The following is a 16,972-nucleotide window of genomic DNA, read 5'->3' as shown; positions in this document are numbered from 1 at the left end:
GAATTACCGATTTAATATTGAGCATCTTGAAAAAAACATCACTGGATACAGTATGCTTTCCTCAACATTCGTTCGTTCCAAAGCAGGGCTTGTCCCTGTAGTTCTGGCCGCACTGATTCTGGCAGCCTGTTCAGGCAGAGCGCCACAGACGCCGCCACCCGCAAATATACAGGACGAAGCAAGCGCGAACTCTGATTATTATCTGCAACAGTTGCAACAGAGTGGTGATGATAACAAGGCTGACTGGCAATTACTCGCCATTCGTGCCCTGTTACGTGAAGGGAAAACGCCTCAGGCGGCAGAACAGCTCGGTACACTACCGGCTAATCTGAGCGATACGCAACGTCAGGAACAGCAATTACTGACCGCAGAACTGCTGATTGCGCAGAAAAATAACCCTGCTGCTGCTGATATTCTTGGTAAGTTGGATGCGACCCAACTCTCGGCTAACCAGCAAGTTCGTTTCTATCAGGCGCAAATTGCCGCCAATCAAGGTAAAGCCACTCTGCCACTGATTCGTGCGTTTATCGCTCAGGAACCGTTACTGAAAGATAAAGCCCATCAGGACAATATTGATGGCACCTGGCAATCGCTGGCACAACTGACACCACAAGAATTGAACAATATTGTGATTAATGCAGATGAAAACGTGCTGCAAGGTTGGCTGGATTTACTGCGTGTGTATCAGGATAACAAACAAGATCCCGAGCTACTGAAAGCCGCTATTAAAGACTGGCAGAACCGTTATCCTCAAAACCCGGCAGCGAAAACCCTGCCAACGGGATTAACGCAGATCAGTAACTTCAGCCAGGCCTCGACGGCGAAAATTGCACTGTTGCTGCCACTCAGTGGCCCGGCACAGGTATTTGCCGATGCTATCCAGCAAGGTTTCACTGCCGCTCAAAATGGGTTACCGGTAGCCGCACCTGCTGCTGCGCCCCCCGATACAGCAGCAACCACGCCAACTGATACCGCCGCTGCAACACCTGCTGAGGTAGCACCGATTACCACACCGGCGCCGGTAGCTGCTCCTGTTGCCGCCAACAATGCACAGGTAAAGGTCTACGACACAACAACGCAGCCTATTGCGGCATTACTGGCACAAGCCCAGCAGGATGGCGCGACTTTGGTTGTCGGCCCACTGCTTAAACCTGAAGTTGAACAACTGAAGGCCACAACAAGTACATTGAATATTTTGGCATTAAATCAGCCGGAAGCCAGTACTAACAGTCCCAACATCTGTTACTTCGCCTTATCGCCAGAAGATGAAGCCCGCGATGCCGCGCATCATTTATGGGGACAGGAGAAAAGAATGCCATTGTTGCTGACCCCGCGCGGTACTTTTGGCGATCGTATCGCCAAAGCCTTCGCTGAAGAGTGGCAGAAGCAGGGTGGGCAAACAGTATTGCAGCAAAACTTCGGTTCAACTGCTGAACTGAAACAAGCTATCAACAGTGGTGCGGGTATCCGGCTAACTGGCCAGCCAGTTGCCGTTTCAGGCACGCCTGCTGCGGCACCGGCATCTGTCACCATTGCAGGCCTGACAATCCCGGCACCACCAGTAGATGCGCCCGTCGTTTCCACTTCCGCTGGTGGTAACATTGATGCAGTTTATATCATTGCGACTCCGGCTGAACTGACACTGATTAAACCAATGATTGATATGGCCACCAGCTCGCGTAGCAAACCGGCGCTATTTGCCAGTTCACGTAGCTATCAGGCCGGTGCTGGCCCGGATTACCGTTTGGAGATGGAAGGCATTCAGTTTAGTGATATTCCATTGATGGCCGGTGCTAATCCAGCACTAATGCAGCAGGCGTCGGCTAAATATGCCAACGACTATTCGCTGGTGCGTCTGTACGCCATGGGGATCGATGCGTGGACATTATCGAATCATTTTGCGCAAATGCGCCAAATTCCTGGTTTCCAGGTCAGCGGTACAACCGGTGATTTAACGGCATCAGCCGATTGTGTTATTACCCGTAAGCTGCCTTGGTTGCAATACCGTCAAGGTATGGTAGTACCGGCGGCGTAAAGTAATTCGGGTGACAAATCTGTCTGGAACAGATTTGAACGCTGCTTGCAGCGGCCTCGCAGAGGCGAGGCCCATGGACGGGCTGAGTAACGAATGTAGCTAACACCCCTGCAACTTCAATTATAAAGAGTATTCCCAAAGTCATTGGAGTTGCAGGTAGGCAGCAAATGAGCGAGTCCCGATGAACTTACTCAGGTAAGTGATTCGGGTGACAAATCTGTCTGGAACAGATTTGAACGCTGCTTGCAGCGGCCTCGCAGAGGCGAGGCCCATGGACGGGCTGAGTAACGAATGTAGCTAACACCCCTGCAACTTCAAGGACGAAGGGAATATGAGCCAACGGAACACTGGCACACATTACGAAAATCAGGCCCGCAGCTATCTGGAGCGGGTTGGTTTAATTTTTCAGGCGGCTAATGTCACCTACCAATGTGGTGAGATTGACCTTATTATGCGCGACGGGGAAACTTGGGTGTTTGTTGAGGTTCGCTTTAGGCGTAATGCCCTATTTGGTGGCGCTGCTGCCAGCGTCACTCACAGCAAACAACAGCGGTTACTCCGGGCTGCCACCATTTGGCTGGCACAGCGAGGCGCCAGTTTTGCCACAACATCGTGCCGTTTTGATGTTTTTGCCATCACGGGTAGCCAAGTAGAGTGGCTGCCTAATGCTTTCAATACGGATTAACAATTTTTCCGGTTTACTACCGGGCTATGCCCTAAGACGTTGGAGTCGCTGGTTGCCGGCAAGAGAATGACAAATTGGTTGTAAACCATTTTTAACGTCACTTGCATTGCTCCACTGGCTGAGTCGAGTAACGAACGTAGCCAACACCCCTGCGGCTTCAAGTACCAAGGGCATATTAATTTTACTGAGTGGATTAAATCAACGTGCTGGATAGAATCAAAGGCTGCTTTACAGAAAGTATTCAAACCCAGATTGCCGCGGCTGAGGCTTTGCCTGATGCCATATCCCGTGCAGCAATGACGTTGGTTCAGTCACTGCTCAACGGCAATAAAATTCTCTGCTGCGGCAATGGGACTTCAGCGGCTAACGCGCAGCACTTTGCCGCCAGCATGATAAACCGTTTTGAAACAGAACGACCAAGTCTGCCTGCAATTGCGTTAAATGCTGATAATGTTGTTCTGACCGCTATTGCCAACGACCGTTTACATGATGAGGTCTATGCCAAGCAGGTACGAGCACTCGGCCATGCTGGTGATGTTTTGCTCGCTATTTCCACTCGTGGCAATAGCCGTGATATTGTGAAAGCGGTCGAAGCAGCTGTAACCCGTGATATGACCATCGTTGCCCTTACCGGTTACGATGGCGGTGAGCTGGCTGGCCTGTTGGGTCAGCAGGATGTTGAAATCCGTATACCTTCGCACCGCAGTGCACGCGTTCAAGAATTGCACATGCTCACAGTGAATTGCTTGTGTGACTTAATTGATAACACTCTATTTCCTCATCAGGACGATTAAAGGAGCACGAATGAAGGTTGGTTATATTTTTGCCATGCTATTCAGCGCCCTGCTATTGCAAGGCTGTGTCGGTGCCGTGGTTGTCGGCAGCGCAGCCGTTGCGACTAAATCTGCCACAGACCCACGCTCTGTCGGCACTCAGGTAGACGATGGCACACTTGAGGCCAGAGTCGTCAATGCGCTGAGCAAAGATCAGCAGATAAAAAGCCAAACACGCTTTGTGGTGACCGCTTATCAAGGGAAAGTTTTGCTGACCGGGCAGTCGCCAACCGCAGAGCTGTCTAACCGCGCCAAACAAATTGCCGCAGGTGTCGATGGCGCAACGGAAGTGTATAACGAGATGCGCTTAGGCAAGCCGGTTGATCTGACTACCGCCTCAATGGATACCTGGATCACCACCAAAGTTCGTTCACAGTTACTGACCGCAGATTCAGTTAAATCTTCAAATGTGAAAGTCACCACCGAGAACGGCGAAGTGTTCTTGTTGGGTCTGGTGACTCAGCAGGAAGGGCAATCAGCGGCACAGATTGCCAGCCAGGTTAGTGGCGTTAAGCACGTCACCACTGCGTTTACTATTGTAAAATAATCAATTAGTTAGAAAGAGCAATCCTATTATGGGCCGGGAGAAATCCAGGCCCATTTTTAGCTATCCAAAACATCAAGCCATTAATCTAAATCATTCGCCTGTATGAAGTCTTTCCCACCCAACTGCCGCATCTGGCGTAAAATCCACTGCTGGCGGGAAATAACATAACCTGATGGCGCATTAACCTTAAAACGCAGTGGATTAGGCAGGACCGCTGCCAGCAAGGCGGCTTCTGAAGCACTCAATTTACTGGCGGGTTTATTAAAGAAATGGCGTGCAGCGGCTTCCACACCAAAAATGCCCTCACCAAACTCGGCAATATTGAGATACACCGTCAGAATACGGCGCTTGGTCCATATCAGTTCGATACCGGCGGTCAATCCCACTTCCAACCCTTTTCGCACCCAGCTACGCCCGTCCCAAAGAAACAGATTTTTCGCTGTTTGCTGTGACAAAGTCGAGGCACCTCGGATACGATTTTGATTGCGCTGATTATGGGAGAGTGCCGATTCGATAGCACCCACATCAAATCCCCAATGCTCGGGGAATTTTTGATCCTCAGCCGCCATCACTGCTAGCGCCATGTAAGGCGAAATTTCATCCATCGGCACCCAGTCAGAGTGCGCTACATAGGAAAAATCACCGGTCAACCAGGCGCCCAGTTGCCTTTCGATCATCACCATGGAAAAAGGGACCGGCAAAAAAGCGAAAATCAAAATGCCCGCCAACCACAGTGTGACGATGCCGATCACGCCCCGTTTTCCCCAATACCATAGCTGGTTTAATCTGCGTCTGGCTAACGTCATTCGGTTAAATCCAGTACCTTAGTTACCAACTTATCAATCCCTTTAGCCGCTTCAGAAATTGATGTTGCCAACATATAGGCAGGTGTGGTGACCACTTTATTCTCAGCATCGACCACCACGTCATCGGCAGGGCAAATAACATGCTCTCCACCCATAACTTCAATTGCATCAATAGTATCGGGATCGTTACCAATTGTCAGACGGATCGGTTTACCCAACAGTTTTGGCAACATCACTGGCGCAATACACATAAAACCAATTGGTTTACCTGACTTATGCATTGATTGAATAAGTTTATATAAATCTGGGTCAATAACACATTCAGAACCTTGAGTTGCAAAATCGCAGAGGTTCTTTGCGGCACCAAAACCACCGGGTACAATCAAGGCATCCAATTGCTCTGAATTGGCTAAAGAAAGAGGCTTAATCTGGCCGCGAGTAATGCGCGCCGACTCCACTAACACATTCCGTTTCTCGACCATTTCTTCGCCGGTAACATGATTAATAACATGCAGTTGTGGTTTATCGGGGGCGAAGAACAAAACACTTGCGCCCGCACGATCTAATGCCAGGATTGTTAAGACAGACTCATGTATCTCAGCACCGTCAAATACCCCACATCCACTAAGCACTACACCGACCGTTTTCATCACACCTCTCCTTTTCTTACTCTGTCAATCGCTTAACCCGTTCTAGTGACAAAGACGAATCTCTATCACAAATTTTAATGAATCTTGTAACAAGAGCGCTTACATTTGCTATGTTGTTGCTTGTATGATGTATGGAAGAATCCTTACAACCTGCGAATCCACTCGAAATCGAAATAATATACCCTAAGTATTTCGAATTACTGGAAGGCGGTAACTGAGCGAATCCCCAGCGGCTTACATAAGTAAGTGACTGGGGTGAATGAAATCAGCCAACGCACATGTAACTTGAAGTATGACGAGTATCGCAGGTTGACGATTTCCCTGGTGTTGGCGCAGTATTCGCGCACCCCGGCCTCGGTCGGGGTTATTTTTTTTCAGCTTCCGCCGCCCACTCACGTAACACCTGCACATCATTGCGCCATTCTAATTTTAATTCATCGACCCAATCTTGCACGTTATCCCACCATGCTGGCAGTGTCGGGGTTTGGATCTGCTGTGCAAGCTGCTGGATATGACGCAAACCGACAGAACCGGCAGCACCTTTAATCTTATGCGCCTCTTCGGTAATACCCTTTTGGTCCCGTGCCGTCATGTTTGAGTCCAACACCGACAAATAGCTGGGCATCATCTGTTCAAACATTTCCAGGCTTTGATGAATTAATTGTGGGCCAACCAAATCGATGTATTGCTCCAGCATTGCAGTATCAAGTAACGATTCATGGGTTTGCATCACTTTATGCTCCTGTTTTTTCGCCGAGGTTGAGGGCTTATGATCCCAAAATTGCTTAATCATCGCCGTGAGCGCAGGAACTGACAACGGCTTGCTCAGCACGTCATCCATCCCAGCATCTAAATACTCTTTTTTGTCTTTAAGTACGTTGGCGGTCAATGCCACCAGTGGTGGTAATGACTCTGCCACATATTCCGCCCGAATTTGGCGCGCAATGTCCAACCCGCTCATATCCGGCAACTGGATATCCAACAGCACTAAATCAAAATCATCAGGTTTAAACATCGCCAGTGCATCATGGCCATTCATTGCCACCTCAACGCTGTTGCCTAATTTCTCCAATACCGAGCGCGCGACAATGACGTTCAGCTCGATATCTTCCACCAGCAATACATGCAACGCAGGCAGAGGTATGTCATCGCCTGATGGCACACTCGCGGCTTGCTGCACCGCAGGTGCTTTAATGGTCAAGGTAAAGCATGAACCGGCCCCTTGGGTACTTTTCACCGTAATATCGCCCCCCATGCTTTGTGCCAAGCGTTTAGATACCGCCAGACCAATGCCAGTACCGGTTGCCGGGCGGCCACCATTGCGATCTTTCACCTGATAATACATGGCGAAAATCTTATCCTGTTCATCTTCGGGGATGCCCATACCTGAATCTTCTACTTCAAAGATCAAACGGTCACTCCCCTCACGCCGTACCCGCACCACAATTTTACCTTGCTGAGTAAATTTCACGGCATTGCCGATTAAGTTCCACAGAATCTGGCGCAAGCGGGTGCCATCGGTAATCACTTTCTCCGGCAGCGGCAATTGCGGTTCCATAATGAACTTCAACCCTTTTGGCTGAACCAACAGGCCCGAAAGGTTCTCAAGATCTGCCATAAAACCTGTAAAATCAATTGGCTGATTATCAAGCTGGACTTTACGCCTTTCCAATTTATCCATCTCAATAATATCGTTGAAGATATTCCCAAGAGTAATAGCACTGACATGAATGGTTTTCAGATACTTTAGCTGTTCGCTGTCTAATTCGGTATCAAGCAGGATACGGCTTAGGCCAACAATGCCATTAAGCGGCGTACGCAGCTCGTGGCTGATTGTTGAGATGAAGGTAGTCTTATCCCTACTGGCGTTCTCCAGCGCATCCTGATAGCGCTTACGCTCGGTTATATCACGCCCAAACCCCATCAATCCGTGCCGTTTACCAACACGATCATAAAAGGGCACTTTACGCAGTTCAAAGCAGGCTTTGCGGCCATCGGGATAAACCAGCCACTGCTCATAGGTAAGAGAGACGTTATGGCGGAAGACTTTCTCGTCGGTTTCCATCACTTTTTCGGCGATATCCGGCGCATAGACATCTTTGGGCGTCAGCCCAACCAGCTGTTTCTCACTCTTGCCCGTCAACAGCTCCATCGCCCGGTTGCAGCCAGAGAACTCATTATCTTCATTGCGGTAATAAACCAGATCTGGCGACGCATCCAAAAAGGATCGCAATAACGCCGACTGCTGCCCCAGCTCAACCTGCGCCTGCTCACGGTGCCCCATCTCTTCTTTTAGTTTATCAACCACTTGTAGGTGCGCTTTTTCCGCTTTTTCACGCTCAACAATTTCCTGATTGAGTTGAGCAATATTTTCGGTCAGTTGTTTATTCAGCTCTAAATCGCGATAACGCATCACTTCAAGCTTTTCAACCAGACGCGATAAGCGCTGGCGCGACTCTTCCAATTGCTCAACCACTACCGACAAGAAATAGACTGCCCAAGGCGTAATCAACAAACCAAAGAAAATGGAACGTACCAGATCGAGGGTTTCAACAGAGCCACTCAGCACCAACGTCACCGCCATCTGCACCACCATGGCCAGTAACACCAGCACAGAGGCCAGTAGCAGTGAGAAGCGAACCAGTCCTAACTTAACCATTAAATCAACGTAGTACTGGGCTAATACCCTGATTTGCTTCATAGCAACCCCTGTCAGTGTTTCTGAATATGCCTTGGAATCTACACCCAAAGTCATTGGAGTTGCAGGTAGGCAGCCAGCAAGCGAATCCCGATAAGCTTTTTCATGTAGGGTCAACTACAAGTAAGTGATTCGGGTGAGCGAGCGCAGCTAACAACTCTGTAGCTTCAAGGACGAAGGGTATAAATCATACCGTAAAACCGCCAAGAGATAAGATGGCTTGCTTAGAAGTGTGGAAAAGATTGCAAATCACGGTGAGAGATTGGGAAACAAACTGATTATCTACCAATAAACGGTAGGCATAGCCAAAATAAGGCGGGGGTCAAAACTTACGGCGTAGCGAGCTAAGCCAGACTGAGTGCGTACAGCGCGGAAAAACCGGAGCGTACACGCAGTACGTGAGGATTTTGAGCACTGCACAATCTCAGTATGGCGACGCGCAGTAGCCGGTCATAAAGCAGAGGCCTGCCCGCCATGGGCAAGCATATAATTATTCAGCTCATTCATACCGGTCCAGCGATTCTCGCACCACAACGGGGCCAACAACGTGGGTCTGCGCGCACTGGCAGAGATCCGATGATAGACAATCTGCGCTGGAGTATGGCGGATCATTTCACCCGCAGTCACAACATATTGTTCCAACGCCAGTTCCGCCAACCGCCCTGCCCGCCATGCTTTTCCCATCGTGCTACCTTCCACGATATGGAGCGGATGCAGTTTTAACCCATCAACACCGGTTGCCACCACTTGTTCTAGCGTTGCCATATTCTGTGGCTTATCTTCGCTGGGTAAGCCGACAATCAAATGACAGCATACTTTCAGCCCACGGGCACGGGCGCGGCGGGCTGTTTGCTGATAACAGGCGAAATCATGCCCACGGTTAATACGCTTGAGCGTTTTATCATTAGCGGTCTGTAGCCCCAACTCTAGCCAGACTTCATAACCTTGCTGGTGATAACCACTCAATAAATCCAATACCGCATCCGGGACACAATCGGGCCGGGTTCCCACACACAAACCGACAATGTCAGCTTCGGCTAAAGCCTGTTCATACATCACAGCTAAAGCATTAACCTCTGCATAAGTACTGGTATAGGCCTGGAAGTAGGCCAGGTAACGTTTTGCCCGATTAGTTTTTTTTGCCTGCGCCGCTAGCTGCTGCGCAATACTCTGTTGCTGCATGTTCTCATCGGCAAATGAAGCCACCTGACAAAAGGTACAGCCCCCTCGACCGAGTGTTCCATCACGATTAGGGCAACTAAACCCGCCGTGCAACGTGAGTTTATGCACTTTTTCACCGTAACGGCGCTGTAAATCCGCACCAAACATATTGACTAATTTCTGCAACTGCATAATCTTGGCACTGCCTGTCAAAAAGAGCTTAAGGCTACCCGCTAGCGATGCAATTCGCGATGACAGAGATCAACTCCCACGCCCTTGGGTGCAACCTCGCATAACCATTCATTATAAATGCAAATAAAATCACTTGACCAATGATTAAATTTTCTTATTTCCACCAACCTGTTAGCGCTTCTATTACAATTCAGTGAAAAATAGTTTAATAAACCAATAAATATTTAAATAGCAGAGTTTAATTCTAACATCCCCGCCAGCACTAGCATGGTGCAGAGATTTGTCGATTGCACTATAGTGAGACAGCTCACAATTTCACGCCTATCTCATTGAGTATGAGATGGGTTAAAAGTACCAATAAATATATATTTTTCATTGTGATAACCCCATTTATTACCTTAAAGATATATCTTAAGCCTATATTTGACCTGAGTATTCTTTCTCGCTAAGTTGGAGGTCCGCTGGAAGCTTTCTAGACGGGCAAACGTCTAGTCATAATTATGCAGTAATTTAAGACTCCCTCTTAAAACAAGTCTTATACCACTTGTGAGAACCGTCACAAGAGGCCATTGGCAGAGGGCGGAAAAGCAGATTTGTCGCGAAATACGCGGCTCTCAGCCCACCCCGCCTGATGTAACCATGTCCTTCTGGAGTCGGTTTGTGAGAGTCTCGCAGAGCCTGGGGAGGTTCACTGATATGTTGTACGATAAATCCCTTGAGAGGGACAACTGTGGTTTCGGCCTAATCGCCCACATAGAAGGCGAACCTAGCCATAAGGTAGTGCGTACCGCTATACACGCACTGGCCCGCATGCAACACCGTGGCGCGATACTTGCTGATGGCAAGACCGGCGACGGTTGTGGCTTGTTGTTACAAAAACCGGATCGTTTTTTCCGGATGGTCGCTGAAGAACGCGGATGGCGTTTGGCCAAAAACTATGCCGTAGGCATGATGTTTCTCAGTCAGGACGAAGAACTCGCCAAGGCAAGCCGCCGCATTGTAGAAGAAGAATTGCAAAACGAAACGCTGTCGATTATCGGCTGGCGTGAAGTGCCGACCAACCCGGATGTTCTCGGTGAAATTGCCCTCTCCTCCCTGCCTCGGATTGAACAAATTTTTGTGAACGCCCCTGCTGGCTGGCGTCCACGTGATATGGAACGCCGCCTGTTTGTGGCGCGTCGCCGTATCGAAAAGCGTATTTCAGAAGATAAAGATTTCTACGTATGTAGTTTCTCTAATCTGGTGACGATCTATAAAGGCTTGTGCATGCCTGCGGATCTACCGCGCTTCTATCTTGATTTGGCTGATTTGCGCATGGAGTCGGCAATCTGCCTGTTCCACCAGCGCTTCTCAACCAATACCGTGCCACGCTGGCCACTGGCTCAGCCGTTCCGTTATCTGGCCCACAACGGCGAAATCAATACCATCGCCGGTAACCGCCAATGGGCGCGTGCACGTGCTTATAAATTCAAAACGCCATTAATCCCGGATTTGCAGGATGCGGCTCCTTTCGTCAATGAGACCGGTTCTGACTCCAGTTCACTGGATAACATGTTGGAACTGTTCCTCAGTGGCGGTATGGACTTGATTCGTGCCATGCGTCTGTTAGTGCCACCGGCCTGGCAGAACAACCCAGATATGGATACCGACCTGCGCGCCTTCTTTGACTTCAACTCCATGCATATGGAGCCGTGGGATGGCCCGGCCGGGATTGTGATGTCAGATGGCCGTTATGCCGCTTGTAACCTTGATCGTAATGGCTTGCGCCCTGCGCGCTACGTTATCACCAAAGATAAGCTGATCACTTGTGCTTCTGAAGTGGGCATCTGGGATTATCAGCCCGATGAAGTGATTGAAAAAGGTCGCGTCGGCCCCGGTGAACTGATGGTGATCGATACCCGCAGCGGTAAGATCCTCCATTCAGCCGAAACGGATAACGATCTGAAAAGCCGCCACCCGTATAAAGAGTGGATGGAGAAGAACGTTAAGCGTCTGGTGCCGTTCGAAGATCTGCCAGAAGATCAGGTGGGCAGCCGTCAGTTAGATGATTCGACACTGGAAACCTACCAGAAGCAATTTGGTTACAGCAGTGAAGAGCTGGACCAAGTCATCCGTGTGCTGGGTGAAATTGGTCAGGAAGCCACCGGCTCAATGGGCGATGATACCCCATTTGCGGTGCTATCCAGCGGCCCACGTATTATTTACGATTACTTCCGCCAGCAATTTGCGCAGGTCACCAACCCGCCCATCGATCCACTGCGTGAAGCACACGTTATGTCACTGGCGACCAGTATCGGTCGTGAAATGAACGTGTTCTGCGAAGCAGAAGGTCAGGCGCACCGGCTGAGCTTTAAATCGCCGATCCTGTTGTTCTCTGATTTCCAACAGTTAACCACGTTGGAAGGGGAACATTATCGTGCTGATCGTGTGGATTTGACCTTTGACCCTGCCGAAACTGACCTGGAACAAGCAGTTCTGAGATTATGTGAAGAAGCAGAGCGCAAAGTCCGTGACGGTGCCGTGATGCTGGTACTGTCTGATCGTGCCATCGCCCCTAACCGCCTGCCGGTACCCGCACCAATGGCTGTCGGCGCTATCCAGACCCGCCTGGTTGAGAAAAATCTACGCTGCGACGCCAACATTATTGTTGAAACTGCCAGTGCCCGCGACCCGCATCACTTCGCCGTGCTGCTCGGTTTTGGTGCGACTGCGATTTACCCTTATTTAGCTTATGAATCATTGGCTAAATTGGTTGATAGCCAAGCGATTGATAAGAAGTATCGCGATGTGATGCTTAACTATCGTAATGGGATCAACAAGGGCCTATACAAAATTATGTCCAAAATGGGCATTTCAACTGTGGCCTCTTACCGCTGTGCCAAGCTGTTTGAAGCGGTTGGCCTGCATCGTGATTTGTCTAATCTCTGTTTCCAGGGCGTGGTCAGTCGTATCGGTGGAGCTAGCTTCAGTGATTTCCAACAGGATCTGCAAAATCTGTCTAAACGTGCCTGGCTGAAACGCAAGCCGTTGGATCAGGGCGGTTTATTGAAGTTTGTTCACAACGGCGAATACCATGCGTATAACCCGGATGTGGTCAGCACCTTACAAAAAGCGGTTCACAGTGGTGAATACAGCGATTATCAGGTTTATGCCAAGCTGGTTAATGAGCGCCCGATTGCCACACTGCGTGATCTGTTAGCCATTAAACCGCAAGGCACCCCGATCCCGGTGGATCAAGTGGAACCGGCTGAATCACTGTTTACTCGCTTTGATACGGCGGCAATGTCTATCGGCGCACTTAGCCCGGAGGCCCATGAATCATTGGCTATCGCCATGAACAGTCTGGGTGGCTTCTCTAACTCCGGTGAAGGTGGCGAAGATCCGGCCCGTTACGGTACGAATAAAGTTTCTCGTATTAAGCAGGTGGCCTCTGGTCGTTTCGGTGTGACACCGGCGTATCTGGTAAATGCCGATGTTATCCAGATCAAAGTGGCACAAGGTGCAAAACCGGGTGAAGGCGGCCAGTTACCAGGTGATAAAGTCACACCCTATATCGCCAAACTGCGCTATTCCGTACCGGGAGTAACATTGATCTCCCCACCACCGCACCATGATATTTACTCAATCGAAGACCTGGCACAGCTCATTTTCGACTTGAAACAGGTCAATCCGAAAGCTTTGATTTCGGTGAAACTGGTATCTGAGCCGGGCGTGGGTACCATTGCTACCGGTGTAGCGAAAGCTTATGCCGACCTGATTACCATTGCTGGGTACGACGGTGGTACCGGTGCCAGCCCGCTCTCTTCAGTGAAATATGCCGGTTGCCCGTGGGAGCTGGGATTAGTTGAAACGCAACAAGCGCTGGTTGCCAACGGCCTGCGCCATAAAATCCGTCTACAAGTGGATGGTGGCTTGAAAACCGGCGTCGATATTGTTAAAGCCGCGATTCTGGGTGCAGAAAGCTTCGGCTTCGGTACCGGGCCTATGGTGGCACTCGGTTGTAAATACTTACGTATTTGCCACCTGAATAACTGCGCCACCGGTGTAGCAACTCAGGATGAAAAACTGCGTCGTGACCATTATCACGGCTTGCCTGAAAGGGTGGTTAACTACTTCCAGTTTATCGCGCGGGAAACCCGTGAAATCATGGCTGAGTTGGGTGTAAGCCAACTGGTTGATTTAATTGGTCGTACTGACATGCTGCTGGAGCTGGATGGCATCTCAGCCAAACAGAATAAACTGGACCTGTCGCCGATGCTGAAAACCGCTACGCCACATCCGGGTAAGGCACTATATTGTACCGAAAGTAACCCTCCGTTCGATAAAGGCATACTGAACAAAGAGTTACTGTCGCAAGCTGAACCGCACATTGAAGCGAAACACAGCAAGACGTTCTACTTCGATATCCGTAATACTGACCGTTCCGTAGGTGCCGCGCTGTCGGGCGCGATTGCCACTAAACATGGTGATCAAGGTCTGGCAACCGACCCCATCAAAGCTTATTTCTCCGGTACTGCCGGTCAAAGCTTTGGTGTCTGGAATGCCGGTGGCGTTGAGTTAACCCTGACCGGTGATGCCAACGACTATGTCGGTAAAGGGATGGCCGGTGGCCGTATTGCAGTGCGCCCTCCTGTCGGCTCTAACTTCCGCAGCCATGAGGCCAGCATTGTCGGCAACACCTGTCTCTATGGCGCGACTGGCGGCAAATTATTCGCCGCAGGCCGTGCAGGTGAGCGTTTCGCCGTGCGTAACTCTGGGGCTATCACCGTTGTTGAAGGTATCGGTGATAACGGTTGTGAATACATGACTGGTGGTATTGTCTGCGTACTGGGTCGCACTGGGATTAACTTCGGTGCTGGTATGACCGGCGGTTTTGCTTATGTTCTTGATGAAGATGGTGAATTCCGTAAACGTGTTAACCCTGAGCTGGTGGAAGTCCTGGATGTTGATCAATTGGCAATCCATGAAGAGCATCTGCGTGGGCTGATCACTGAGCATGTTCAGTTGACCGGTTCTAGCCGTGGCGAAGAAATTCTGGCTAACTGGCCAGAGTGGGTGACCAAATTTGCTTTGGTTAAACCGAAATCCAGCGACGTGAAAGCACTGTTGGGCCACCGTAGCCGTTCCGCAGCCGAGCTGCGGGTTCAAGCGCAGTAAGGGGTTGAAATGAGTCAGAATGTTTATCAGTTTATCGACCTACAGCGCGTAGATCCGCCAAAAAAGCCGCTGAAGATCCGTAAAATTGAATTTGTTGAGATTTACGAGCCGTTTTCGGAAACCCAGGCCAAAGCACAGGCAGACCGCTGCCTGTCTTGTGGTAACCCTTATTGCGAATGGAAGTGCCCGGTTCATAACTACATTCCTAATTGGCTGAAACTGGCCAACGAAGGACGCATCATGGAAGCGGCGGATCTGGCCCACCAGACCAACAGCTTACCGGAAGTGTGTGGCCGTGTGTGCCCACAGGACCGTCTGTGCGAAGGGTCTTGTACCCTGAACGACGAATTCGGTGCGGTGACTATCGGCAACATCGAGCGCTACATCAGCGATAAAGCCATTGAGATGGGCTGGAAGCCTGATATGTCGCATGTTCACCCGACCGGTAAACGTGTCGCGGTGATCGGTGCTGGCCCTGCCGGGCTGGCCTGTGCCGACGTATTAGCACGCAACGGCGTACAAGCCGTGGTATTTGACCGCCATCCAGAGATTGGCGGCTTGCTGACCTTCGGTATTCCAGCCTTTAAGCTGGAAAAAGAAGTGATGATTAAGCGCCGTAAAATCTTCTCCGAGATGGGTATCGAATTCCAACTCAATACTGAAATCGGTAAAGATATCACCATGGATGCGCTGCTGAAGGAGTATGACGCGGTGTTCCTCGGTGTGGGTACTTACCAATCGATGCGCGGTGGTCTGGCAAATGAAGATGCCTCGGGTGTCTATGATGCGCTGCCATACCTGATTGCCAATACCAAGCAGTTGATGGGCTTTGATGCGACCGTCCACGAGCCATATATCAATATGGAAGGTAAGCGTGTCGTGGTGTTGGGCGGCGGTGATACCGCAATGGACTGTGTGCGTTCATCGATTCGCCAAGGGGCAACAGATGTGGTGTGCGCCTATCGTCGTGATGAGGTCAACATGCCAGGTTCCAAGCGGGAAGTGAAAAACGCCCGTGAGGAAGGAGTTGAGTTTAAATTCAACTTGCAACCATTAAGCATCGAAGTTAACAACAACGGCAACGTCTGTGGTGTGAAGATGGTTCGTACCCAACTGGGCGCACCTGATGCACAAGGCCGCAGCGTGGCTGAGCAGATCCCAGGGTCTGAACATGTGCTGCCAGCAGATGCAGTCATAATGGCATTTGGCTTCCGTCCACACAGCATGGAGTGGTTGGCGGCGCATGACGTGGCATTGGATAAGCAGGGCCGCGTAGTGGCCCCTGATAGCACTGATAATGCGTTTCAGACTAGTAACCCGAAAATCTTTGCCGGTGGCGATATCGTCCGTGGCTCTGATCTGGTGGTGACAGCCATCGCCGAAGGCCGCAAAGCCGCAGATGGCATCATGAATTATCTGGAAGTCTGACAGTAAAAGTATCCTGCCATAGACTTAACACTAGAGGGCTGGTTATCCAGCCCTTTTTACTGCTTTTTTTCCACGCACATCCACTTCAACTCAAGATTTTGTAACAATCTCAACCACCTTATTTGCAGCAATTTATAGCTGAAGCGCTATAGTAAAGGCCGAGCTCCGATAGGTTTATGCTTTCCGTACTTATACTTTCTGTATCTATGTTTTTTGGCCTGACCCCATGGCTAGCCTTATTATTACGCCTTGTTTTAAATAAAGGATTATCTGTTATGAAATCTCACTTACTTTTTATTGCTGGCGGCTTGCTGGCGATCAGCAGCAGCGCATTGGCTATGTCTTTGAATTATCAAGAAGTTGGTTATAATATTGAGGCGCGTGGCGCGCGCGCTGTGGTAGCCGAGCTGGCAAAAGCGGGGCAACTGCCTGCGGTAGAAAATAATATTAAGCTGGGTGATGACAACTGGATTGCCATGGCCCCTAAACTGGTCGATGCCGGTAATGCGAATTTCACTGCTGGGGTGAAATCGGCACTCTCTTCTGCACTGATTTATAACCCGGCCGCAGTACTAAAAGCGGTGAGCGACAGTAAAACACTGACAGTATCAGATATTTGTACCGCACCGGCAGATGTCAAAGACAGTGCCGCCAAAGCCAGCTTCCAACAGCGCGCATCTCATACCTTATCGACTATCAGAAATAGCGATATGATGAGTCAACGTGATAGTTGTCTGGCTGAGTTGAAAAAACTGTCTTAATTATTGGTTATTTGGCAGA

The 16,972-nt window shown here is 49.9% G+C and carries 11 protein-coding genes; 7 read left to right on the top strand and 4 right to left on the bottom strand.

The genetic code is table 11. The annotated features are described in order from the left end of the window. Positions 1-52: 52 nt before the first annotated feature. The 4 genes from V2A84_RS21600 to dolP all read left to right on the top strand — a co-directional run bounded on the left by V2A84_RS21600 (position 53) and on the right by dolP (position 4,100). Positions 53-2,035, top strand: a complete 1,983-nt coding sequence (locus tag V2A84_RS21600) for a penicillin-binding protein activator (RefSeq protein ID WP_083162308.1) — start codon at positions 53-55, stop codon at positions 2,033-2,035. Positions 2,036-2,366: 331 nt separating this feature from the next. Then, positions 2,367-2,720, top strand: coding sequence for a YraN family protein (locus tag V2A84_RS21595; protein WP_083162306.1), 354 nt, complete (start codon positions 2,367-2,369; stop codon positions 2,718-2,720). A gap of 203 nt (positions 2,721-2,923) precedes the next feature. Further along, a complete protein-coding gene (gene diaA, locus V2A84_RS21590) occupies positions 2,924-3,514 on the top strand; it encodes a DnaA initiator-associating protein DiaA (RefSeq protein ID WP_004710884.1) in 591 nt (196 codons plus the stop codon). 10 nt (positions 3,515-3,524) lie between these two features. Continuing rightward, positions 3,525-4,100, top strand: a complete 576-nt coding sequence (gene dolP / locus V2A84_RS21585; RefSeq protein WP_005166550.1) for a division/outer membrane stress-associated lipid-binding lipoprotein — start codon at positions 3,525-3,527, stop codon at positions 4,098-4,100. A gap of 80 nt (positions 4,101-4,180) precedes the next feature. Here the strand turns inward: dolP and mtgA are convergent, their stop codons facing one another. The 4 genes from mtgA to V2A84_RS21565 all read right to left on the bottom strand — a co-directional run bounded on the left by mtgA (position 4,181) and on the right by V2A84_RS21565 (position 9,607). Then, positions 4,181-4,906 carry a monofunctional biosynthetic peptidoglycan transglycosylase gene (gene mtgA / locus V2A84_RS21580; protein WP_083162304.1) on the bottom strand — a complete coding sequence of 242 codons (726 nt, stop codon included), beginning with the start codon at positions 4,904-4,906 and terminating at the stop codon, positions 4,181-4,183. Further along, positions 4,903-5,556: an isoprenoid biosynthesis glyoxalase ElbB gene (elbB, locus tag V2A84_RS21575; protein ID WP_083162302.1), complete on the bottom strand. Its 654-nt coding sequence runs from the start codon at positions 5,554-5,556 to the stop codon at positions 4,903-4,905. Before elbB ends, mtgA begins: the two co-directional genes overlap by 4 nt. 364 nt (positions 5,557-5,920) lie before the next feature. Further along, the gene (gene arcB / locus V2A84_RS21570) at positions 5,921-8,257 is read right to left on the bottom strand and encodes an aerobic respiration two-component sensor histidine kinase ArcB (RefSeq protein ID WP_083162300.1); all 2,337 of its coding nucleotides are present in this window, start codon (positions 8,255-8,257) and stop codon (positions 5,921-5,923) included. Positions 8,258-8,704: 447 nt separating this feature from the next. Continuing rightward, positions 8,705-9,607 (bottom strand): TIGR01212 family radical SAM protein, encoded by a 903-nt coding sequence (locus V2A84_RS21565; protein ID WP_083162298.1) that lies wholly within the window; start codon positions 9,605-9,607, stop codon positions 8,705-8,707. A gap of 696 nt (positions 9,608-10,303) precedes the next feature. Here V2A84_RS21565 and gltB point away from each other — a divergent pair. The 3 genes from gltB to V2A84_RS21550 all read left to right on the top strand — a co-directional run bounded on the left by gltB (position 10,304) and on the right by V2A84_RS21550 (position 16,953). Further along, entirely contained in the window at positions 10,304-14,764 is a 4,461-nt protein-coding gene (gene gltB, locus V2A84_RS21560; RefSeq protein ID WP_083162296.1) for a glutamate synthase large subunit, read from the top strand. Between the two features lie 9 nt (positions 14,765-14,773). After that, entirely contained in the window at positions 14,774-16,192 is a 1,419-nt protein-coding gene (locus V2A84_RS21555; protein ID WP_083162294.1) for a glutamate synthase small subunit, read from the top strand. Between the two features lie 275 nt (positions 16,193-16,467). Next, entirely contained in the window at positions 16,468-16,953 is a 486-nt protein-coding gene (locus V2A84_RS21550) for a hypothetical protein (protein ID WP_083162292.1), read from the top strand. Positions 16,954-16,972 lie beyond the last annotated feature (19 nt).

Source organism: Yersinia sp. 2553 StPb PI, assembly GCF_052217105.1.
Lineage (GTDB): Bacteria > Pseudomonadota > Gammaproteobacteria > Enterobacterales > Enterobacteriaceae > Yersinia > Yersinia enterocolitica_E.
This window is presented reverse-complemented; position numbering and strand designations above follow the sequence as displayed.